The organism is Brevundimonas sp. GW822-FHT03E11 (assembly GCF_058801445.1).
Window position 1 is genome coordinate 275,032 of the sequence record NZ_JBXANG010000002.1, and the last position, 21,086, is coordinate 296,117.

The window sequence follows — 21,086 nt, forward strand, 5'->3', positions numbered from 1 at the left end:
CATGACCAAGACCCCCACGACCGGCCAGAAGATCGAACAGGCGTTCGAAAAGGCGCTGGACCCCTTCGCTGCAGCCCTGAAGCGCGCCACCCGCCCGGCCGAGGCCGCCGCCGCGCCCGCCGCCCCAGCCGCCGGAAAGCCCGGCCTGGCCGTCTCGCCCCTGGCTGTGCCCTTCCCGACCATTCCCCCTATCGGCGGGGTCGAGATCGCCACGGCCCGCGCCGGCTTCTACAAGCATGAACGCGACGACCTGGTCGTTTTCCGGTTCGCGCGCGGCACCAGCTGCGCCGGGGTCTTCACCCGCCACAAGATCGGCTCGGCGCCGGTCGACTGGTGCAAGAAGCATCTGGGCGGCGCTGAGGGCGGCAAGGACGTGCGCGCCCTGGTGATCAACGCCGGCTGCGCCAACGCCTTCACCGGCAAGGCCGGCGCCGACGCCGCGCGGCGGGCGGCCTCCGAGGTCGCCAAACGGTTCGGGTGCCGCCAGCGGGACGTGATGATGGCCTCGACCGGGGTCATCGGCGTGGTGCTGGACGACAAGAAGATCGTGTCCAAACTGCCGGACATCGAAGCCGGTCTGGACGCCGACCTCCATCCGTCCGAACAGTGGGCCCGCGCCGGGCGCGGCATCATGACCACCGACACCTTCCCCAAGGGCTCCTACGCCGAGGCCGAGATCGAGGGGTACAAGGTCCGGATCGCCGGGATCGCCAAGGGGTCGGGCATGATCGCGCCAGACATGGCGACCATGCTGGCCTTCATCGTCACCGACGCCGACATCCATCCGAACGTGCTGAAGGCCCTGCTGGGCCTGCACGTCCGCACCACCTTCAACTCGGTGACGGTGGACGGCGACACCTCGACCAACGACACGGCCCTGCTGTTCGCCACCGGAACCTCGGGCGCGCCGCGGATCGGCCGGGTCGGCGACCGGCGGCTGAAGAGCTTCTCGGCCGCCCTGGACAAGGTCATGCTGGATCTGGCGCACCAGCTGGTGCGCGACGGCGAGGGGGCGACCAAGTTCGTCAAGGTGACGGTGGACGGCGCCGCCAGCCCCGCCTCGGCCCGCAAGCTGGCCAAGTCGATCGCCGACAGCCCCCTGGTCAAGACCGCCATCGCCGGCCAGGACGCCAACTGGGGCCGGGTGGTCATGGCCGTGGGCAAGACCGAGGAGCCGGTGGACCGCGACCGTCTGGCGATCAGGTTCGGCCCTCACCAGGCCGCCGTCGATGGCGCCCCGTCCCCAACCTACGACGAGGCCAAGATGACCGCCTATATGAAGAATCCCGAGATCGACATCACGGTCGACGTCGGCGCGGGCCGAGCCTCGGCCACGGTTTGGACCTGCGATCTGACCAAGGGCTATATCGAGATCAACGGCGATTACCGCTCGTGACGGATCGGCCGCTTCCCACCGTCCTCGTCGTCGCCGTCGCCCTGATCGACATTGACGGACGGGTGCTGATCGCCAAAAGGCCCGAGGGCAAGACGCTGGCCGGCCTGTGGGAGTTTCCCGGCGGCAAGGTCGAGCCCGGCGAACGGCCCGAGGCGGCTCTCATCCGAGAACTGAGCGAGGAACTGGGCATAGAGGTCAGCGAATCCTGCCTGGCGCCCTTCGTCTTCGCCAGCCACGCTTATGATTCCTTTCACCTGTTGATGCCACTGTATCTGTGTCGCCGGTGGAACGGCGTGGTCGCCGCGCGTGAACACGCCGCCCTGGCCTGGGTCAGACCGAACCAGCTTTCGGACTATCCCATGCCGCCGGCGGACGAACCCCTGGTCGCCTGGCTGCGCGACCTGTTGTGACCACCGCCGTCCATGGAGCGGGACATGAACGGATTCATCGCCCGGTTCCTGAGCGACGAGCGCGGCGCGACCGCCATTGAATACGGTCTGATCTGCGGCTTGATCTTCGTCGCCATCCTGGGCGGTTTGAACGCCCTGGGGGGGGCCAACGGCGCCCTCTACAAAGACGTCATGCAGAAGATCGCGGACGCCCTGGGACGCTGACGCGTTCCCGCAGCGCGATCAGGCCGGATCGCCCTCCTCCCCCGTCAACTCCTTGACCCCCAAGGCGTCGGCCAGCCGGACCTTGGCCGAGCCGCGCGGCAGCGGCTTCTGCTGGCTCTCGTGCGGCTTCCAACCGGCCAGGTGAATGATTTCGAAGGTGGCGGAGATCCGCCCGTCCGCGTCGCCGTAGCGTTCGGCGTAAAGATGCGCCGCACGGCTGATGATTGCGCGATTCAGGGGGCGGATCGGCCCGTGCAGCACATTGGTCTCGCCCATGGCGCGGAGATCGCGGACCAGGGCGAACATGTCCGGATAGCGCACCACGAAACGGTCCACGTCCGAGACCGGCAGGGCGAAGCCGGCGCGTTGGAGAAGGGCGGCCCCGTCATAACCGTCGGCGAAGGGCGAAACACGCGCCTGGGCCCCGCCGCGTTCGGCCAGCTCGGCCTCGGTCAGGACGGCCCGGAGCTCCTTCAGGGCGCCCGCCCCGAACAAGGCGCCCAGAAACAGCCCGTCCGGTTTCAAGGTGCGCCGGATCTGGGCCAATGCGCCGGGCAGGTCGTTGGCCCAGTGGAGATTGAGCAGGGAGACGATCAGATCCGTCGTCCCGTCTTCCAGCGGCAGGGCGTCGCGACCGGGCGCGGCCCGCTCGGCCCGCGAGGTCGGAGCGACGATCCGCCCCACCCGATCCGCCGCTTCGCTGGACGCGAGGGCCCGGGCGAAGGGGCCCGGATGGGCGGACAGATCGACCGCGACGGGAAAGTCGCGCAATATGGCCTCGAGACTGCCGACCGCGTTTTCGGCCGCGCGGACGTGAAGAAAATCGGCCTGCGTCAGCCGCCTTTCAGACCGCGCCAGTCGCGCCTCTCGACGCCCGGCGTCAAAGATGCGCGGGGGGGCGGTCGTCGGCGGCACGGCGTCGGGGCCGGAGGAGGGGGAAAGGCTCATGGACCTTCAGGATGGGGGTTTGGGGCGCGCCTGGGAAGGGGCGGCGCGTCATTTGCGGCGGGCCGGCCTGGACTTCGCGCGGGGACTGGCCGATCTGGTCCTGCCGCCCCTGGCGCATGACAGCCCCGAGGCCACGGCCGCTGCCGGCCTGACGCCCGACGCCTGGAGCCGCATACGGTTCTTGGAGGCGCCGGTGTGCGACGGCTGCGGCGCGGCCTTCGAATTCGACGGCGGCCCTTTCGCCGAAACCCGCTGCGCAGCCTGCATCGCCCAACCCTATGTCTTCGCCCGCGCCCGCGCCGCCTGCGTCTATGACGAGGCGTCCCGAAGCCTGATCCTGCGCTTCAAACACGGGGACCAGCAGCAGTTCGCCGCCCTGTTCGCGCGCTGGATCAGCCGAGCGGGCGCTGAACTGGTCGCTGAGGCCGACGCCGTGGTCCCCGTGCCCCTGCACCCGTTGCGACTGCTGTCGCGCCGGTTCAACCAGGCCGCCGAGATCGCCCGCCCCCTGGCCCGGCGCGCCGGGCTGGATTATCTGCCCGACGCCCTGATCCGGGCCAGCCATACGGCGAGCCAGGGCGGCAAGAGCCGCCGCGGCCGACGGCTGAACGTGAAAAAGGCCTTCGCCGTGACCGAGGCCGGGCGACGCCGCCTGAAGGGACGCCGCATCCTTCTGATCGACGATGTGTTGACCACGGGCGCGACCGGCGAGGCCTGCGCGCGCGCCCTGCTCGACGCCGGGGCGCGGGCCGTGGATCTAGCCGTGATCGCACGGGTGCGAAACGCCCGTGAACTGACTATGTAGTTCCTATCGCTCCCCGCGCGGCTCGCTGCTTGAGGGACGCCCTTATCTGGAGTTCTGATTTGGCTGACGTCGTCATCTACACCAAGCCCGGCTGCCCCTATTGCTACAGCGCCATGGCGCTGCTGAAGAAGAAGGGCGTCGACTATTCGGAGATCGTCGCCTCCAACGACCCCGAAAAGAAGGCCGAGATGGTCGAGAAGTCGGGCGGGCGCATGACCTTCCCCCAGATCTTCATCGACGGTCAGCACGTCGGCGGCTCGGACGACATCCACGCCCTGGACCGCGACGGCAAGCTCGACCCGCTTCTGACGGCCTGATGCGATGAGCGGCGGGCTCGACATCGCCCTGATCCAGACCCGCACGCCGGCGACGGCCGAGGCGGCTTTGGCCCATGTCGAGCCCCTGATCCGCGAGGCGGCGGCGGGCGGGGCGAAATTCGTCCTGACGCCGGAAGGGACCAATCTCCTGGAGCAGCGCCGCGACCGACGCGACGCCGCGATAACGGATGAAGAGGCTGACGTCGCCGTCCTGGGCCTGCGCCGTCTGGCGGCGGAGCTGGGGATCTGGCTGCTGATCGGCTCGGCCATCGTTCGGTCCGGCCAAACGGGCGACGGGCGAGCGGCCAACCGGTCGCTGCTGGTCGATCCGGCGGGCGCGATCACGGCCCGGTACGACAAGCTGCACGTCTTCGACGTCGAACTGCCCAATGGCGAAAAATATCGCGAAAGCGCCACGGTGCGGCCCGGCGACGGGGCGGCGGTCGCCGACACGCCCTGGGGGCGGCTGGGCCTGACCATCTGCTACGACATCCGCTTCCCCCACCTGCACCGCCAGCTGGCCAAGGCCGGGGCCTCGATGATCGCCGTGCCCGCCGCCTTTACGGTTCCGACCGGAGAAGCCCATTGGGAGGTGCTGCTGCGCGCGCGGGCCATAGAAGCCGGCGCCTTCGTCCTGGCCCCGGCCCAGGGCGGGCTACATGAGGACGGTCGCCGCACCTGGGGCCGCTCGACGGTCGTGGGCCCCTGGGGCGAGATTCTGGCCAAGGCGGATCACGACGACCCTTGCGTTCTTAAGGCCAAGCTGGACATGGAGGCGGCGGCCAAGGCCCGAACGGCCGTGCCCGCTCTGACCCACGATCGCGACTTTCTGCCCGCCCGCTGATTCAGCCCCTGACCACCCATGATCCGATACGCTCTCAACTGCGATCAGGCCCACGGTTTCGAAGCCTGGTTCGGCTCGTCCGCCGACTATGACGACCAGGCCGCGCGCGGTCTGGTCGAATGCCCCTTCTGCGGCTCGCGTTCGGTGCAGAAGGCGATCATGGCCCCGGCGGTCAGCGGCACGCGCAAGTCAGACGCGGCCCCCGAGATCGCGGCCCGGATGCAGACCATGATGATGGAGGCCGCGCGCGAGGTGCGCGCCCATGTCGAGGCGAACTTCGACTATGTCGGCGACGCCTTCGCCCGCGAGGCCCGCGACATCCATGAAGGCCGGTCCGAAAAGCGCGAGATCTACGGCGAGGCCACGCCCGCCGAGGTGAAGAAGCTGAAGGAGGACGGCGTCCCGGTCGCCCCCCTGCCCGCCCCGCCGCCGGACCCCTCCAAGGTCAACTGAGGTGACCTCGGGGGAGGAGCGGTATCAGGAGTTCGCGCCGCCAGCGGCCCTGCGGCCCTTCGTCCGCGTGATCTGGACCTACGCCGCCCCCGATCCCAGTCCAACCGTCCAGCGCATCGCGCCTGACGGCTGCCCCGAACTGGTGTTCGACCTCGGCGCCCCCTACGCCGAACAGGGCGAGGACGGTGCTTTCCACCTGCAGCCCCCGGCCCTGTTCGCCGGACAGATGACCTGTCCCCTGGCCATGAAGCCGACCGGTCCCATCGAACTGGTGTCCGTCCGGTTCGAACCGGACGGGGCGCGTGACTTTCTGGGTCGACCGCTGGTCGAGGCGACCGACAGACGGCTGGACATGGTCGAACGCCTCATCGGGTTCGATCCGCCGCCGGGCGATCCGACGGGCCAGGCGGAGGCCTTCGTCGCCTGGCTGACCCGCCAGAAGCAGCACGGGGACTGGACGATCGACCCGATCGTTCGCCCAGAGATCGATGAGGCGGCCGCCGAGCGGCCCGCGCCGCCTCGGTCGTCGGGGGCGCAACGGGCGCTTCAGCGGCGCTTCGCCGACCGGGTCGGTGTCTCGCCCCGCCTGCTGCGTTCGATTTTCCGCTTTCGCCGGGTGTTCGACCACGCCGCACAGCCGGACGGCGAGGCTCAGAGCTGGCTCGAAGCGGGGCTACAGGCCGGCTATTTCGACCAACCGCAGATGGCCCGCGATTTCCGGCGCTTCCTGGGCTGCACCGCCACGGAATGGGCCCGGGAGCAGCACGCCCTGGCCCGAGCCATAGCGTCGCAAACCTACAAGCCGTCGAGCCCGCACGCCGCCTAGCCTGTCGACATCGACCGGAGAGGGAAACCCACCATGCTGACCCCGCTGCTTCTCGCCGCCGCCCTTCAGACCGCGCCGGATCTGCGTCCCGATCTGGGCTGGATGGCCGGCTACTGGCTGTCCTGCGAACCGGGCCGCGAAGTGTCCGAGACCTGGACCGATCCACGCCTGAACCTGATGCTGGGGACCTCGCTGACCGTCCGCGGCGGACGGGCCGGGTGGGAGCTGTCGCGCATCGCCCCGGTCGATCCGAACCCGGCCGCGCCCCTGGCCTATTTCGCCCAGCCGGAGGGCCAGCCTGCCGCCGTCTTTCCGGTGATCGTCTCCGGGCCCAGCCGGGTGGTGTTCGAACAGGCGGCCGACGACGACTTTCCAAAACGGGTCGTCTATGAACGCGACGGCGATGTCCTGAACGCCCGGATCGAAGGCGTGCTGGACGGCCAGGAGAGGATTATTCGATGGCGGTTCCAGAAGGCGGAGCTGAACGCGCGCTGCCCCAGCTAGTCTGGCGGCCCATGCGGCCGGGCGATATCGACGCCGTGGTCGAGATCGCCCGTCTGTCCTTCCCCGATCATTTCGAGGCAGGGGCCTGTTTCGAGAACCGGCTGGCCCTTTATCCGCGCGGCTGTTTCGTCCTGGCGGACGGGGACGCCCCGGCGCAGGGCTATCTGATCGCCTATCCCTGGCGGGCCGACGGGGCGCCGCCCTTGAACACGGTGATCGAAGGCCTGCCGACGGACCCGGCTGTCCTCTATCTACACGACCTGGCCCTGCACCCCGAGACGCGGGGCGGCGGGCTGACGCACGCGGTGGTCGAACGGCTGGCGGAACTGGCGACGGAGGACGGCTGGCCCGCCGTCGCCCTGGTGGCCGTCAATGACGCCGTCGCCTTCTGGTCCCGCCACGGCTTCGTTGAGCAGACGGCGCCGGGCATGGCCGCCAAATTGGCCAGCTACGGCGCCGACGCCCGCTATATGGTGCGTCGTCTCTAAAACTGGTTCAGCAGGCGACGCCCGCCGGCCTTGACGAACAGGCGGCGTTCGGAAGCAGGCAGCTGATAATAGGCGCGGCGCCGCATTTCCCGCTCGCACACCTGCGGCAGCCCCAGGTCGCTAGGCGTCAGAACCGCCCGATGCTGGGCGCACCAGTCTCGGCTGGCCGTCTGAATTCGATCGGCCAGAACCGCTGCGTCCCCCGTCCGGCCCATGCTCAGCCCCTTGGCGTCCACGCGCATGTCCGGCGCGCCGCCGGGCGCCAGAACGGCCGCCGCCAGCATCAATCCCATTAAGCCCGTCATCATCGTCTCCCTTGTCCAAACGGTCACGCCGTCGAGGGGTAGAGGAGTGGGCTCGACCGCGCGGATGCGGCGTCCGGAATGAAATATCGGTAAGGCGGCGGCAGGCGGCGAAACGCCCGCTCTGGTCTTTCCGTCCACATGGCTGTAAGAGGCGCGCGCTCCCTGCACGCCTTTTCATGACCAGCGGCCGCCCGCATCTCGGCCGCGCCTTTTCGCGATTATCAAATGAACCTGCGCAACGTCGCCATCATCGCCCACGTCGACCACGGCAAGACGACCCTGGTGGACCAACTTCTGGCCCAGTCCGGCGTCTTCCGAGCCAATGAGGCGACGACCGAGCGCGCCATGGACTCCAACGACCAGGAGAAGGAACGGGGCATCACCATCCTGGCCAAATGCACCTCGGTGCTCTGGAACGGCGAGGCCGGCGAAACCCGGATCAACATCATCGACACCCCCGGCCACGCCGACTTCGGCGGCGAGGTGGAGCGGATTCTGGGCATGGTGGACGGCTGCGTCCTGCTGGTCGACGCCGAGGAAGGCGTCATGCCCCAGACCAAGTTCGTGCTGACCAAGGCGCTGAAGATGGGCCTGCGCCCCATCCTCTGCATCAACAAGGTCGACCGCGCCCACGCCGATCCGGACCGGGTCCACAACGAGACCTTCGACCTGTTCGCCGCCATCGGCGCGACCGACGAACAGCTGGACTTCCCCCACATCTACGCCTCGGGCCGCAACGGCTGGGCGACGCTGGACCTGAACCAGCCGAACGACAATCTGGCGCCCCTGTTCGACCTGATCGTCCGTCACGTCCCGCCGCCCAAGCAGCAGCAGAACGTCGACAAGCCGTTCCAGATTCTGAACGTCCTGATCGAATCCGACCCCTTCCTGGGCCGTCTGCTGACGGGCCGGATCGAGAGCGGCAAGGCCGTGCCCGGCATGGCCATCAAGGCCCTGGACCGCGACGGCAAGGAGATCGAGCGCGGTCGCATCACCAAGGTCCTGGCCTTCCGCGGCCTGAAGCGCCAGCCGCTGGACGAGGGCTCCGAGGCCGGCGACATCGTCGCCATCGCGGGCATGTCCAAGGCGACCGTGGCCGACACCCTGTGCGCCCTGGAAGTCACCGAGGCCCTTCCCGCCCAGCCGATCGACCCGCCGACCATCTCGATGACCGTCTCGGTCAACGACAGCCCCCTGGCCGGTCGCGAGGGCGACAAGGTCCAGTCGCGCGTCATCCGCGACCGCCTGCTGAAGGAGGCCGAGGCCAACGTCGCCATCCGCGTCACCACCACCGAAGGCGGCGACGCCTATGAGGTGGCCGGCCGCGGCGAACTGCAGCTGGGCGTTCTGATCGAGAACATGCGCCGCGAAGGCTTCGAACTGTCGATCTCGCGTCCGCGCGTGGTCTTCCAGGAAGGGCCCAACGGCGAGAAGATGGAGCCGATCGAGGACGTCATGATCGACGTCGACGACGAATTCTCGGGCATCGTCATCGAGAAGCTGTCGGCCCGTAAGGCCGAAATGACTGACATGGGTCCGTCGGGCGCCGGCAAGACCCGTATCCAGCTGAAGTGCCCGTCGCGCTCCCTGATCGGCTATCAGGGCGAGTTCCTGACCGATACGCGCGGTTCGGGCGTGCTGAACCGGGTGTTCAGCCACTATGAGCCGCACAAGGGCGCCATCGCCGGCCGTCTGAAGGGCGTGCTGATCTCGAACTCCGACGGCGAGACCGCCGCCTTCGCCCTGTGGAACCTGGAAGACCGCGGCGTCATGTTCGTCGGCGCCGGCGAAAAGACCTACCAGGGCATGATCATCGGCGAAAACGCGCGCTGGGACGACCTGGACGTCAACCCGATCAAGGGCAAGCAGCTGACCAACGTCCGCGCCGCCGGCAAGGACGAGGCCGTGCGCCTGACCCCTGCGCGCCAGATGTCGCTGGAACAGGCCATCGCCTATATCGACGACGACGAGCTGGTCGAGGTGACGCCGAAGTCCATCCGTCTGCGCAAACAGGTGCTGAACCCGTCGTTCCGCAAGAAGCGCGTTCGCCCCGAGTAATCCTTCACTGACGCATAGGGGTTCGGCGCCTATATGGGCCGGACATGACCCTCGTTCCGCCCAGTCTGGATGACCGCCTTGACGAGGCCGCCCGCGCGAAAGACCCGCGCGCGGCGGTCTCTGTCGTTCTGCGCGAAGCCTATGACGTCGCCCGCGCTCGCGCCGAGCGCAAGCTGGACGGCGGAATGAAGGGGCGGGAAGTCGCCCGCCTCTACGCCAGGGCCGCCGACGACATGCTGTCGGCCCTGTGGCGCGTGGCGACCGAGGTCCTGTTCCCGGTTTCCCCGGTCGAGAGCGAGCGTCTGTCCCTGGTGGCCGTGGGCGGTTACGGCCGGGGCGTGCTGGCGCCCTATTCCGACCTGGACCTGTTGTTCCTGCGGCCCGCCAAGGCGACGCCGCGCGGGGGCACAGTGATCGAATTCGTCCTTTATGTTCTGTGGGATCTGGGCATCAAGGTCGGGCCTTCCGTGCGATCGGTGGAGGAGTGCCTGAGCCTGTCGCGCACGGACATGACGGTGCGGACCACCCTCTTGGAGGCGCGCCATCTGGCGGGGGACGCGCGCCTGTCCGAGCTGATGATCGGCCGGTTCCGCGACATGGTGGCCAAGGCCGACCCCCGTCCCTTCATCGCCGCCAAGCTGGAGGAACGCGCCGCCCGGCACCAGAAGGCCGGCGTGACCCGTTACAAGGTCGAGCCGAACGTCAAGGACGGCAAGGGAGGCTTGCGCGACCTCAACACCCTGTACTGGATCGCCCGATCCCTGGCGCCGGACAGCCGACTGGGCGCGGCGGTGATGGACGAACTGTTCACCCCGCGCGAACGCCGGACGTCCGACGACGCCTTCGACTTCCTGTGGCGAGTGCGGATCCATCTGCATCTGGTCGCCGGGCGGGCGGAGGAGAAGCTGACCTTCGACATGCAGCCCGAGGTCGCCCGGCGCATGGGCTGGCAGGGTCGGGGCGACGAGCCGGCGGTCGAGCGGTTCATGCGGCGCTATTTCCTCTACGCTCGTGACGTCGGCGCCCTGACGCGGGCCATGTCGGCCAAGCTGGAGGCGCGGCACCAGAAGACGGCCCAGGGTCTGTCGCGCCTGATCGCCTTTCGACCCAGTCGCCGAAAACTGGACATCGAGGGCTTCTGGATCGACCAGGGGCGGCTGTCGGTCGAGGACGCCTCGGTGTTCGAACGCGATCCGGTCAAGCTGTTGACCCTGTTCGTCTGCGCCGACCGGCACGATCTCGACCTGCACCCCGACGCCTTCTCCGCCGTGACCCGCTCCCTGTCGCTGGTGACGCCCCGTCTGCGACGCGATCCGGTGGCGTCGCGGGCCTTCCTTGACGTCCTGGCGCATGGTCAGAGGCCCTATCGCACCCTGACCATCATGAACGAGACGGGGCTGCTGGGGCGGTTCCTGCCGGAATGGGGGCGGATCGTCGGCCAGACCCAGTTCAACATGTACCACGCCTATACGGTGGACGAGCACACCCTCCAGGCCATCGGCGTCATCAACGACATCGCCCGGGGCAAGTTGAAGGCCGACCACCCGATGGCCAGCGAGATCGTGCACCTGATCTCGGACATGGAAGCCCTGATGCTGGGCATGCTGCTGCACGACGTCGGCAAGGGGGGCGAGCGCGGCCAGCTGGAGGACGGGGCCATCGCCGCGCGCCGGGCCTGCGAGCGACTGGGCGTCGATCCGCGCCGCATCGAACTGGTGGTCTGGCTGGTGCGCAGCCACCTGGCCCTGTCCGACTACGCCCAGAAGCGCGACCTGTCCGATCCGGGCACCATCCGCGCCTTCGCCGAACTGGTGGGCGATCCGGAGCGGCTGCGGATGCTGCTGGTCCTGACCGTGGCCGACATCCGCGCCGTTGGGCCGGGGGTCTGGAACGGCTGGAAGGGCCAACTGATGCGGACCCTCTATGACCAGGTCGCCGCCCTGTTCCGGGGCGAAGACGTGGCGCGCGCGGATCCGCTGGCGGCCCATCCGGCCCTGGTGGAGCGGGCGCGCCAGACCGGCGCCGCCGCCCAGGCCGCCCCCCTGACGCCGGTCGAGGGTCTGCCGGTCCAGGCCACGGAAATCTCCATCGCCGCCCTGGACCGGCCCGGCCTGTTCGCCGACCTGGCCCAGACCATGGCCGCCCTGGGCGCCGACGTCACGGACGCCCGGGTGGCGACCACGGACGAGGGAGTGGTGCTGGACGTCTTTCGGGTTCAGGACGGGGCGGGCCTGCCCTACGGCCAGGCCGAGCCGCGCCGGCTGAACGCCCTGATCGAGGCGCTGGAGAAGGCCGCGCGCGGCGAGGGCCGCATCGGCAAGGCGCCCGCCCCCGCCGGCAACGCCAGAAAGGCCGCCTTCGAGGTCCGGCCCGTGGTCATGGTCGATCACCACGCCAGCGAGACCGCCACCGTGGTCGAGGTCTCGGGCGCCGACCGGCCCGGCCTGCTTGCGGCCCTGTCGCGGGTCTTCAGCGACGAAGGGCTGAACATCCGCTCGGCCCATGTCGCCTCCTATGGCGAGCGGGCGGTGGACAGCTTCTATGTGGTCGATCGCAAGGGTCGGAAGATCACCTCGGAACAGCGGGTCGCCGAACTGCGCGCGGCCCTGGAAGCGGTACTGGACAGCCGCGCCCCGGCGCCGGAGGGCCGCAAGGTCGCCTCGGCCCGCGCCAGCGCGCGCGACGTCTCCGAACTGGGGCGGCGGACCCGCGCCAAATCCGTATCGCCGCCGACGGAAGCGCGCTAAGCCTCGCCTTTCTCCAGCCTTCCTCCCCCGGTCCGCATGAGCCTCGCCCGCAACACCCTGGTTCAGTCCAGCCTGACCCTGGGCAGTCGAATTCTGGGATTTGTCCGCGACATGGCGCTGGCGGCGCGCTTCGGCCAGGGGCCGATGATGGACGCCTTCACCACGGCCTTGATGCTGCCCAACATGTTCCGCCGCCTGTTCGCCGAGGGCGCCTTCGCCCAGGCCTTTGTCCCCGTCTACGGCGGGGTCCGGGCGCGCGAGGGCGAAGAGGCCGCCGCCGTCACCGCATCCGAGGCGCTCAGCTTCATGCTGGCGGTGGTCGCCGGCTTCTGCATCCTGCTTCAGGTCGTGATGCCCTGGATCATGCCCTGGCTGCTGTCGGCCTATCAGGGTCGACCCGAGGTGCTGCGCGCCGCTGTGATCGCGACCCAGCTGGCCATGCCCTATCTGGCCTGTATGACCGCGGCCTCGCTGCTGTCAGGGGTGTTGAACACCGGCGGACGGTTTGCGCTGTCGGCCGCCGTACCGGTGTTTCTGAACCTGTGCACCCTGGCCGCCCTGCTGCCGCCGATGTTCCTGCCGATCCCGCAGGAGACCGTGCTGCTGATGGTGACGGCTGCGGTGACGGTGTCAGGCGTCATTCAGACGGGCCTCTTGTGGTGGGGCGTGCGGCGGCTGGGCGTGCGACTCAGGATCGGCCTGCCCCGGATCACGCCCAATGTCCGCCACACCCTGGCTCTGGCCGTGCCCGGCGCCCTGGCGGGAGGCGCCCTGCAGATCAACTCCCTGGTGTCGCAGTTCCTGACCGGATCGGACGAAGGCGCGCGGTCGGTGCTCTATAACGCCGACCGGCTGTACCAGCTTCCCCTAGGTCTGGTCGGGGTCGCCATCGGCCTCGCTTTGGTGCCGCGCCTGACCAAGGCCTTCGTCTCCGGGGATCACGTGGGCGGGCAGAAGACGCTGGATGACGGGATCAACCTGGCCATGGCCTTCACCCTGCCGGCCGCCGTGGCCCTGTTCGTCATCCCCTTCTTCATCATCGACGCCACGGTGACGCGCGGCGCCTTCACCAGCGCCGACGCCGCCCGAACCGCCGATGTGCTGCGCCAATTCGCCTGGGGCGTGCCGGCCTTCGTCCTGGCCAAGGTTCTGACCCCGCCCTTCTTCGCGCGCCAGGACACGCGCCGGCCGATGATCTTCGCGGTGGTCAGCGTGGTCATCACCGTCGTCCTAGGCTCGGGCCTGTTCTTCTGGTTCAGCGCCCAGGGCTGGGACGGGGTGCTGGGCCTGGCGATCGCCACCAGCGTCTCGGCCTGGATCAATGTCGGCCTGTTGGCCGGGGTTCTGGTTCGCGAGAACAGCTGGCGGCCGTCGCCGGCCTTCGTTTCCCGGCTCTCGCGCGTCCTGGCCGCCAGCGCGGTCATGGCCGGCCTGCTGCTGCTGGCGGGGATCAACTACGGACTGCTCAGCCGTTTGTTTCTGGCCAAGGAGATCGCCGTGCTGGTGGTCTGCGGCCTGGGCGCGGGCGTCTATGGCGTCTGTCTTCTGGCCTTCCGCGCCGTCACCGTGGCGGAGCTGAAGGCGACCCTGCGCCGCGAGCCCGGCGGTTCGGCCGCCTCCGGTCTGGACTGAACCTCTTCGAGGCGATAAGCGCGAGCCATGATCCTTTCGGGCCTGATCTCCACCTGGCGATGGCGCGGCTGAACCGCCGCCCCCTTCGTCACGCCTGATTCCGACTTTCCGAGACCCGACCCCATGACCGATCAAACCCCTCCGGCCCTCTACACCGGCCCGCGCCGTATCCTGTCCGGCATCCAGGCCTCCGGCGCCCTGCACCTGGGCAACTATCTGGGCGCCCTGAAGCGGTTCGTCGAACTGCAGGACCAGGGCGCGCCGGTCTTCGTCTTCGTCGCAGACCTGCACGCCATCACCGTCTGGCAGGAGCCCGACAAGCTGGCGGCCCAGACGCGCGAGATCGCCGCCGCCTATCTGGCCTCGGGTCTGGACCCGGCCCGGTCGATCATCTTCCCGCAATCGGCCGTGCGCGCCCATGCCGAACTGGCCTGGATGTTCAACTGCGTCGCCCGCCTGGGCTGGCTGGACCGGATGACCCAGTTCAAGGAGAAGTCGGGCAAGCACAAGGAGCGGGCCTCGGTCGGCCTCTATACCTATCCCGTGCTCCAGGCCGCAGACATCCTGCTGTACAAGGCCACGGAAGTGCCGGTCGGCGAGGACCAGAAACAGCATCTGGAACTGACCCGCGACATCGCCGCCAAGTTCAACAACGACTTCGGCGCGCCCGGCTTCTTCCCCCTGCCCGATCCGGTGATCCAGGGACCGGCGACCCGGGTCATGAGCCTGCGCGACGGGGCGGCCAAGATGTCCAAGTCGGACCCGTCCGACAACAGCCGCATCAATCTGACCGACGACGCCGACACGATCGCCGCCAAGATCCGCAAGGCCAAGACCGACCCGGAGCCCCTGCCGGAAACCCTGGACGGTCTGAACGACCGGCCGGAGGCCAAGAACCTGGTGGCCATCTACGCCGCCCTGGCCGGGCTGACGCGCGAACAGGTGATCGAACAGTTCGGCGGCCAGGGCTTCGGCGCCTTCAAGCCGGCTCTTGCGGACCTCGCCGTCTCGGCCCTGGCGCCGGTCACGGCCGAGATGCGCCGGCTGATGGACGATCCCGTAGAGATCGACCGGGTGCTGAAGGCCGGGGCCGAGCGCGCCGCCGAAATCGCCGATCCGGTGGTGGAAGAGGTCAAGAAAATCGTCGGCTTCTGGCGGGCTTAGGCGGCCGGCGGTTTCCGGACGCGGCGTTGCGGCGACCGGTTCCGCCGCCGCGTCTCCGGGACTAGAAGCCCCGCCATGAGCCATCCCCTCGATCGCGCCGTCTGGAACGCCCTGACCACCCGTCTGTCGTCCTTCGCGACGCCGGAGTCCGATACGCGCGCCGTGCGGATCGACCCCGAGGTGGGGGTCTTTCTGTCCGCCGCCGACGCCTCGCCCCAGAGCCGCGCCCGGCTGAGCGAACTGGCGCGACTCCATCCAGGCGCGGGCCTGGTCGAGCGCGCCGACGGACCTATGGCCGACGTCCTGCCGGACGGGATCGCCGTGGCTCGCCGCATCAACCTGGTGCAGATGACCGCCGGAGCCCTGACCCCGTCCAAGGCCCCGACCATCGCCTTCGAGACCCTGACTGCGGCCGACGCCCCGGCCATGCTGGCCCTGGCGACCCTGACCCGGCCCGGCCCCTTCCGTTCGAGAACGCGCGAACTGGGCCCCTTCGTCGGGATCAGGCGCGACGGCGAACTGGTCGCCATGGCGGGTCGGCGGCTGCGCGTGGACGGCTTCACCGAACTGAGCGGGGTCTGCACCCACCCCGACCATCGCGGCCAGGGCTATGCGGCCGCCCTGTCGCGGGCGGTGGTCGGCGAGATCCTCGCCTCGGGCGAGGCGGCCTTCCTGCACGCCTTCGCCGACCATCCGGCGACCATCGCCTTTTACCAGTCTCTGGGCTTCGAGGTTCGGGCGCCGATGGTCTATACGATCCTGGCCGACTGAAGGAGGAGATCACCATGGGGGTTTATGAGGCGAAGGTCGCCTGGAGCCGCGGCGATCAGCCCTTCCTGGACAAGCGTTACAGCCGCGCCCATTCCTGGACCTTTGACGGCGGGGCGGTCGTGCCGGGGTCCTCGGCGCCGGCCAGCGTGCCCCTGCCGATGTCCGATCCTTCCGCCGTCGATCCCGAAGAGGCGATGATCGCCTCCCTGTCCAGCTGCCACATGCTGTGGTTCCTGGCCTTCGCCGCCAACGCCGGCCTGGTGGTCGACACCTATGTCGACGAGGCTTTCGGCAAGATGGGCAAGAACGACCAAGGGCGCGGCTATATCGCCGAAGTGACCTTGAACCCATGCACCAGTTTCACGGGTCGCGTGCCGACGCAGGACGAGTTGGACGCCTTGCACCACCAGGCCCACGACCATTGCGAAATGGCCCACTCCGTACGCGCGACGATCACGACGATCGCGACGATCGGCTGACCTAGCCGTTCAGCGCCATTGCCATGAAGACCGGCGCGCCGAGAATGCCGACCGCCCCGACGAGCGCAACAAGGCCGCCCAGAACGAGCAGCCCTTTGAGCGCGATGGATGTCTTGGCGGAAACTTGCATGCGCACAACCTAGCCTGATCAGACTCGCGCGGAAGGCGACATGTTGTCGCCGCGCCAATCAGGCCGCGCGCTGCGTCTCCTCCTCCACCAGCGAGCGGAACAGGGCGTGGCCGGCGATCATGCCGTCCGAGGTCGCCAGGGTGATGTTGGACGCGGCCCGCGCCAGGTCGCCGGCGGCGAAGACGCCCGGCTGGGTCGTCTGCTGCATCCCGTCCACCTTGATCACCCGGCCCATGGGCGTGTCGGTCATTTCGCACCCCAGGCGCTCGGCGAAAGGATTGCCGACCTGGATCTGGGCGCCGACGAAGAGGGCCTTTAACGCCACAAACCGCCCGTCGGCCAGGCGCGCGCCCGTCAGGGTGGGGGCGTCCCCCTCCAGCCGCTCTATGGGCGTGGTCTCGATGGTCACGCCGCGCCGGTACAGCAGATGGGCGTCCTCGGGCGACAGTCCGACCTCCAGCCCCATGAACAGGGTGACCTGGCCCCACTCCGCCACGGTGGCGGCGTACTGGACCGCATGGTCGCCGCGCCCCAGCACCCCGATCGAGCCGCCGCCGATCTCATAGCCGTGGCACCAGGGACAGTGGAGCGCCGTCCGGCCCCAGCGTTCCTTGACGCCCGGAATGTCCGGCAGCACGTCCTCGACCCCGTGCGACAGCAGCAGACGGCGGCCGGTGGTCCGCGTCCCGTCGGCGAAGACGACCGAAAAGCCGCCGTCGATCCGCTCGACCTCGACCGCCTCGGCCATGCGAAAGGCTGCGGTAGGATAGGCGGCGACCTGGGCCCGAGCGGCGGCGGCGATCTCGGCCCCCGGCCTGCCGTCCTGGCTCAAAAACCCATGGGCGCGCGCGGCGAACCTGTTGCGCGGCTTTCCGTCGTCAATGACCAGCACCCGACGACGGGCGCGGACCAGTTGCTGGGCGGCGGACAGGCCGGCGTAGGAGCCGCCCAGGATCAGGGCTTCGTGCGGCATGGGCTCACTCGGGACGATGGAGGTTGAGATGGGCATTCAGCAGATCCTTTTTGGGTGGTCGGCCATTCGGCGCGCGAAGTCCGCCGCCAGATCGGCCAGGGTGATCTCGTTCAGCCGTGCGACCAGCAGGGCGCGGGCCTCGGCGTAGGTCTCGGCCAGGGCGTCGTTGACCGCCGCCTCGACCAGACAACCGTCGGCCTCGACCGGCGGGGTTTCGGGAAACAGACCGGGCTCGCCCAGGGCCGTATTGACCTGGCCAAGGGTGACCTGATCCAGGGGCCGGGCCAGCCGCCAGCCGCCACCACGCCCCTTTTCCGAGACCACCAGCCCCTGTTCGCGCAGACCCGCCATGGTCCGGCGCACCACGACTGGATGGGTCGACAGGCAGACAGCCAGCTGATCCGACGTCATGGACGCGCCGGTCCTCGCCTCGTACTCGGCCATGTGCAGCAGGGCGTGGAGAATGTTGGAGAGGCGGGAGTCCCTTTTCATGTAACTTCAATTGTTACGTGAGGGGCCCGACGTCAAGACGGGAGCTGGGGGTATTTTTCAGACGTGCGGCGCGACGTCGGTCAGAAAGGCGCGGAAGCGGCGCAGGGATTCCTCGGTCAGGTCCGGGTCGTGGCGCATCGGGCCGTTGTTGGTCGGTTCGTCGAAGGCGTGGGTGCCGGCGGCGACCCAGCTCTCGACCTCGGCGCCGCAGTTGCGGATCATGGCGTTGACCAGTTCGGCGTTGCGCACCGTGGTCAGATGGTCGCGTTTGCAGGTGACGGCCAGCACCCGGGGGCAATGCCGCCAGGGCTTCATCCGGTTGAAGGCGAAGGGCCCGATATAGGGATAGGCCAGCCAGACGGCGCGAACACCCGACAGGTCGGCCGCGCCGGGATCGGCCACGCCCAGGGTGTTGGGCGCAGGGCCGGCGCTCATCATCTCCATGATCGACCAGCCGCCGTGGCTCCAGCCGGCTAGGGCCAGCCGGGTCGCGTCCACGTCCGGTCGGGCCGAAATCCCCTGGATCGCCGCCAGGACGTCGCCGGCCCGCTCGTATCCCCGGAAGGCCAGGCCGGTGCAGACCGCCGTCAGGGTGAAGGCCCGGCCCCATCCGCGCGGCCCATAGGAATCGACGATGAAGGCCCGCCAGCCGGCCGCCTTCGCCGCCTCCGCATAGCGGGGCAGATGGCTGCGCAGACCGCCGCAGCCGTGGAACAGCAGGACCGCTGGGCGGGGCCGGTCGTCGTCGGGCCCGACGACGGTCAGGTGGGGTTCGAGGCGGGCCCAGCGGCGTTTCAGATCGTCCATCCTGGACATACGCCGCAGCGGCGCGCCGAAAACCAGCCCCCCTTGCGGATTTCGATATTTCGATATATCTGAAAACTCATGAATAGATATATCGAAAAGGAAGCGATGATGAGGACCACGGGGATGTTCTACGGCCGCAACGGATGCGGCGAAAAACACGGCCGTCACGGCTTCGGCCACGGCTTCGGAATGGGGTTGGGGCGAGGCATGCGCGGCGGACGCGGCGCGGGCTTCGGTCCGGGCTGGGGCGGCGAAGGGCGAGGGCGCGGCCATGGGCCCGGACGCCACGGCGGCGGCCGCCTGTTCGATCATGGAACCCTGCGCTGGGTTCTGCTGTCGCTGATCGCGGAAAAGCCCAGCCACGGCTATGAGTTGATCAAGGCGGTCGAGACGAAACTGGGCGGCGCCTATTCGCCCAGCCCCGGCGTCATCTATCCCAGCCTGACCCTACTGGAGGAAATGGGCGCGCTGGACTCCGAGGCCCAGGGCGGCAAGAAACTCTATTCGATCACCGAGGCCGGGCGCGCCCTGCTGGCCGAGAACGAGGCGATCCTGCGCGCCGCCGAGGCCACGATGGACAAGTTCGCCGCCCGCGCCCTCAGGCCGACCGCCATCCAGGACGCCATCGGCCGCCTGCGCCACACGATTCACGGCCGTCTGACGGGCGAGACCGCCCTGACCGAGGCCCAGATTCAGACCATCGCCGCCATACTGAACGAGGCCGCCGACAAGGTGGAACGGGCATGACCGGGCTCTTGCGCATCCCGCGTCGCGTGCGGCACGAGTTGAAGTTCCGCACCCTGACCGTCGCCTTGATCGAGGATCTGACGCCGACCTATCGCCGCATCGTGCTGGAAGGCGCGGATCTGGACGGCTTCGTCTCCCTGGGCTTCGACGACCATGTGAAGATCTTCCCGGTCGCCGAGGGTCAGGCGCCGGTCCTGCCGACGCTCGGGCCGGACGGTCCAGTCTTCGCCGAGCCGCGCCCGGTGATGCGCGACTACACCCCCCGCGCCTATGACGCCGCCGCCCGTCGCCTGACCCTGGACTTCGTCACCGGCCACGGCGGTCCGGCGACCGAATGGGCCATGGCGGCGAAGACCGGCTCGCTCCTGGGCGTCGGCGGGCCGCGCGGCTCCTTCATCGTCCCCACCGCCTATGCCGATCATGTGCTGATCGGCGACGAGACCGCCCTTCCGGCCATCGCCCGCCGTCTGGAGGAACTGCCCGCCGGCGCGCGCGCCCATGTGGTGGTCGAGGTTGCGGATGTGGAGTCGACCTGGACCTTCGAAAGCGCCGCAGATGTCGCCGTCACCTGGGCGATCCGCGACGGCGCGCCCCGAGGCCGCTCCGACGCCTTGCTGACGGCGGCGGATCGGGCCGTGACCGAGGTGGATCGCACGGACGCCTATGTCTGGATCGCCGCCGAATCCGCCGTAACCAAGGCCCTGCGCACACGTGTGCTGACGCTCGGCTTTTCGGCCAAGTCGATGAAGGCCGCCGGCTACTGGCGCCTGGGCGGCGCCGGCGCCCACGAGGTCATCGAGGACTGATCCCCGCCACGCGCAGGGTCAGATTCAGCCGTCCCCCGCCCGGGATCAGGCGCGACGAGCCCGCCAGGACGCGGTCGACCCCGTGCCGGGCCAGTCGCGCCGGCCCGGTCAGGGCGCAGACGTCGCCGCTGTCCAGCCGCAGCGTCGCAGTGCGACCGCCCTCGACCGCCCCGATACGGAACAGGGCCGCCTCGCCCAGCGACACCGAAAGAACCGGAGCCGTCAGGTCCGCCTCGTCCCTGTCCTGGTGCAGGCCCATCTTCGCCCCCTCGCGGTACAGATTGACCAGACAGGCGTCCGGCTGCTGAGGCCCGCCGACGGTCGCCCGCCACAAGTCGAGCAGCACCGGCGGAATATCCGGCCAGGCCCGCCCGGTCTGCGGGTGCGTCGGCTGATAGCGATAGCCGCTGCGGTCCGAGACCCAGCCCAGCGGCCCGAAATTGCTCATCTGCACCGAAAACGGCCGCCCGCCAGGGGTGATCGGCCGATAAAGGGGCGCAGCCTCCAGACGCGCGAACACCGCATCGACCAGATCGGCCTGGGCCGGACCGTCCAGGGCGCCGGGCCACAGGCGGAAGCCTTGAACGGCGGTTTGGACCTCTGAAATCATGCTGAAACCGGGGACATGGCCTCATCCTGCGGGAAAACCGGGGCCGGCGCATCGCTGAATCGCAGAACGCCCTTGCAGGCCTAGGGGACTTTCCCATATCGGGGCCAGCTTCGGAGAAACCCCGCGAAACCTGGGGCTATCCGGCACCATCACGCCAACCCACAGGGGGC

At 69.1% G+C, this 21,086-nt stretch carries 25 protein-coding genes; 18 read left to right on the forward strand and 7 right to left on the reverse strand.

The annotated features are described in order from the left end of the window. The first annotated feature begins 1 nt into the window (after position 1). The 3 genes from argJ to AC1RKE_RS04215 are packed head-to-tail and all read left to right on the forward strand — an operon-like array spanning position 2 to position 2,010. Entirely contained in the window at positions 2 to 1,396 is a 1,395-nt protein-coding gene (gene argJ, locus AC1RKE_RS04205) for a bifunctional glutamate N-acetyltransferase/amino-acid acetyltransferase ArgJ (protein ID WP_348683197.1), read from the forward strand. Next, on the forward strand, positions 1,393 to 1,806 hold the full coding sequence (locus AC1RKE_RS04210; protein ID WP_228184942.1) for a (deoxy)nucleoside triphosphate pyrophosphohydrolase: 414 nt from the start codon (positions 1,393 to 1,395) through the stop codon (positions 1,804 to 1,806). The genes argJ and AC1RKE_RS04210 overlap by 4 nt, the downstream gene beginning before the upstream one ends. Positions 1,807 to 1,830: 24 nt before the next feature. Then, positions 1,831 to 2,010 (forward strand): Flp family type IVb pilin, encoded by a 180-nt coding sequence (locus tag AC1RKE_RS04215; protein ID WP_054764294.1) that lies wholly within the window; start codon positions 1,831 to 1,833, stop codon positions 2,008 to 2,010. A gap of 18 nt (positions 2,011 to 2,028) precedes the next feature. Here AC1RKE_RS04215 and AC1RKE_RS04220 read toward each other — a convergent pair whose 3' ends face one another. After that, positions 2,029 to 2,958, reverse strand: a complete 930-nt coding sequence (locus tag AC1RKE_RS04220) for a methyltransferase domain-containing protein (protein WP_348683199.1) — start codon at positions 2,956 to 2,958, stop codon at positions 2,029 to 2,031. Between AC1RKE_RS04220 and AC1RKE_RS04225 the strand changes: the two genes are divergently transcribed. From AC1RKE_RS04225 to AC1RKE_RS04255, 7 genes are read left to right on the forward strand one after another with little or no spacing between them, the layout of a single operon-like run. Then, positions 2,957 to 3,763, forward strand: a complete 807-nt coding sequence (locus AC1RKE_RS04225) for a ComFC family protein (protein WP_348683200.1) — start codon at positions 2,957 to 2,959, stop codon at positions 3,761 to 3,763. The genes AC1RKE_RS04220 and AC1RKE_RS04225 overlap by 2 nt on opposite strands. Positions 3,764 to 3,822: 59 nt before the next feature. Then, a complete protein-coding gene (gene grxC / locus AC1RKE_RS04230) occupies positions 3,823 to 4,080 on the forward strand; it encodes a glutaredoxin 3 (protein WP_348683202.1) in 258 nt (85 codons plus the stop codon). Between the two features lie 4 nt (positions 4,081 to 4,084). Continuing rightward, entirely contained in the window at positions 4,085 to 4,924 is an 840-nt protein-coding gene (locus tag AC1RKE_RS04235; protein ID WP_348683203.1) for a carbon-nitrogen hydrolase family protein, read from the forward strand. Positions 4,925 to 4,942: 18 nt separating this feature from the next. Then, positions 4,943 to 5,377, forward strand: a complete 435-nt coding sequence (locus tag AC1RKE_RS04240; protein WP_182713721.1) for a DUF1178 family protein — start codon at positions 4,943 to 4,945, stop codon at positions 5,375 to 5,377. A gap of 1 nt (position 5,378) precedes the next feature. Beyond that, positions 5,379 to 6,203 carry an AraC family transcriptional regulator gene (locus tag AC1RKE_RS04245; RefSeq protein ID WP_348683205.1) on the forward strand — a complete coding sequence of 275 codons (825 nt, stop codon included), beginning with the start codon at positions 5,379 to 5,381 and terminating at the stop codon, positions 6,201 to 6,203. A gap of 33 nt (positions 6,204 to 6,236) precedes the next feature. After that, positions 6,237 to 6,707, forward strand: coding sequence for a DUF6265 family protein (locus AC1RKE_RS04250; RefSeq protein WP_348683207.1), 471 nt, complete (start codon positions 6,237 to 6,239; stop codon positions 6,705 to 6,707). Beyond that, on the forward strand, positions 6,662 to 7,195 hold the full coding sequence (locus AC1RKE_RS04255) for a GNAT family N-acetyltransferase (RefSeq protein WP_395941875.1): 534 nt from the start codon (positions 6,662 to 6,664) through the stop codon (positions 7,193 to 7,195). Before AC1RKE_RS04250 ends, AC1RKE_RS04255 begins: the two co-directional genes overlap by 46 nt. Here the strand turns inward: AC1RKE_RS04255 and AC1RKE_RS04260 are convergent. Then, positions 7,192 to 7,503 carry a UrcA family protein gene (locus tag AC1RKE_RS04260; protein ID WP_152949181.1) on the reverse strand — a complete coding sequence of 104 codons (312 nt, stop codon included), beginning with the start codon at positions 7,501 to 7,503 and terminating at the stop codon, positions 7,192 to 7,194. The two genes, AC1RKE_RS04255 and AC1RKE_RS04260, sit on opposite strands and share 4 nt — an antisense overlap. Positions 7,504 to 7,725: 222 nt before the next feature. On the opposite strand from AC1RKE_RS04260, the gene typA reads away from it, so the two are divergent. The 6 genes from typA (at position 7,726) to AC1RKE_RS04290 (ending at position 16,351) form a co-directional block, all read left to right on the forward strand. Continuing rightward, positions 7,726 to 9,558, forward strand: coding sequence for a translational GTPase TypA (gene typA, locus AC1RKE_RS04265; RefSeq protein ID WP_152949182.1), 1,833 nt, complete (start codon positions 7,726 to 7,728; stop codon positions 9,556 to 9,558). Positions 9,559 to 9,602: 44 nt separating this feature from the next. Next, the gene (gene glnD, locus AC1RKE_RS04270; protein ID WP_191558678.1) at positions 9,603 to 12,305 is read left to right on the forward strand and encodes a [protein-PII] uridylyltransferase; all 2,703 of its coding nucleotides are present in this window, start codon (positions 9,603 to 9,605) and stop codon (positions 12,303 to 12,305) included. Between the two features lie 36 nt (positions 12,306 to 12,341). Beyond that, positions 12,342 to 13,937, forward strand: coding sequence for a murein biosynthesis integral membrane protein MurJ (gene murJ / locus AC1RKE_RS04275; RefSeq protein ID WP_348683960.1), 1,596 nt, complete (start codon positions 12,342 to 12,344; stop codon positions 13,935 to 13,937). Positions 13,938 to 14,060: 123 nt separating this feature from the next. Next, the gene (trpS, locus tag AC1RKE_RS04280; RefSeq protein WP_348683962.1) at positions 14,061 to 15,101 is read left to right on the forward strand and encodes a tryptophan--tRNA ligase; all 1,041 of its coding nucleotides are present in this window, start codon (positions 14,061 to 14,063) and stop codon (positions 15,099 to 15,101) included. 75 nt (positions 15,102 to 15,176) lie between these two features. Then, positions 15,177 to 15,872: a GNAT family N-acetyltransferase gene (locus tag AC1RKE_RS04285; protein ID WP_348683964.1), complete on the forward strand. Its 696-nt coding sequence runs from the start codon at positions 15,177 to 15,179 to the stop codon at positions 15,870 to 15,872. Positions 15,873 to 15,886: 14 nt separating this feature from the next. After that, positions 15,887 to 16,351, forward strand: a complete 465-nt coding sequence (locus tag AC1RKE_RS04290) for an OsmC family protein (protein ID WP_191554723.1) — start codon at positions 15,887 to 15,889, stop codon at positions 16,349 to 16,351. Between the two features lies 1 nt (position 16,352). On the opposite strand, the gene AC1RKE_RS04295 is transcribed toward AC1RKE_RS04290, so the two are convergent. The 4 genes from AC1RKE_RS04295 to AC1RKE_RS04310 are packed head-to-tail and all read right to left on the reverse strand — an operon-like array spanning position 16,353 to position 18,753. Further along, entirely contained in the window at positions 16,353 to 16,481 is a 129-nt protein-coding gene (locus tag AC1RKE_RS04295; RefSeq protein WP_260171187.1) for a hypothetical protein, read from the reverse strand. 58 nt (positions 16,482 to 16,539) lie between these two features. Beyond that, entirely contained in the window at positions 16,540 to 17,490 is a 951-nt protein-coding gene (locus AC1RKE_RS04300; RefSeq protein WP_228184930.1) for an NAD(P)/FAD-dependent oxidoreductase, read from the reverse strand. Then, a complete protein-coding gene (locus AC1RKE_RS04305) occupies positions 17,491 to 17,946 on the reverse strand; it encodes an Rrf2 family transcriptional regulator (protein ID WP_183216538.1) in 456 nt (151 codons plus the stop codon). A 57-nt stretch (positions 17,947 to 18,003) separates the two neighbouring features. Continuing rightward, positions 18,004 to 18,753: a dienelactone hydrolase family protein gene (locus tag AC1RKE_RS04310; protein ID WP_333895561.1), complete on the reverse strand. Its 750-nt coding sequence runs from the start codon at positions 18,751 to 18,753 to the stop codon at positions 18,004 to 18,006. Between the two features lie 108 nt (positions 18,754 to 18,861). Between AC1RKE_RS04310 and AC1RKE_RS04315 the strand changes: the two genes are divergently transcribed. After that, positions 18,862 to 19,500, forward strand: coding sequence for a PadR family transcriptional regulator (locus tag AC1RKE_RS04315; RefSeq protein WP_191554726.1), 639 nt, complete (start codon positions 18,862 to 18,864; stop codon positions 19,498 to 19,500). Beyond that, complete coding sequence (locus AC1RKE_RS04320; protein ID WP_395941874.1) at positions 19,497 to 20,306, forward strand: siderophore-interacting protein; 810 nt, start codon at positions 19,497 to 19,499, stop codon at positions 20,304 to 20,306. Before AC1RKE_RS04315 ends, AC1RKE_RS04320 begins: the two co-directional genes overlap by 4 nt. Here AC1RKE_RS04320 and AC1RKE_RS04325 read toward each other — a convergent pair. After that, a complete protein-coding gene (locus tag AC1RKE_RS04325) occupies positions 20,293 to 20,916 on the reverse strand; it encodes an alpha-ketoglutarate-dependent dioxygenase AlkB (RefSeq protein ID WP_395941873.1) in 624 nt (207 codons plus the stop codon). The two genes, AC1RKE_RS04320 and AC1RKE_RS04325, sit on opposite strands and share 14 nt — an antisense overlap. Between the last annotated feature and the right edge of the window lie 170 nt (positions 20,917 to 21,086).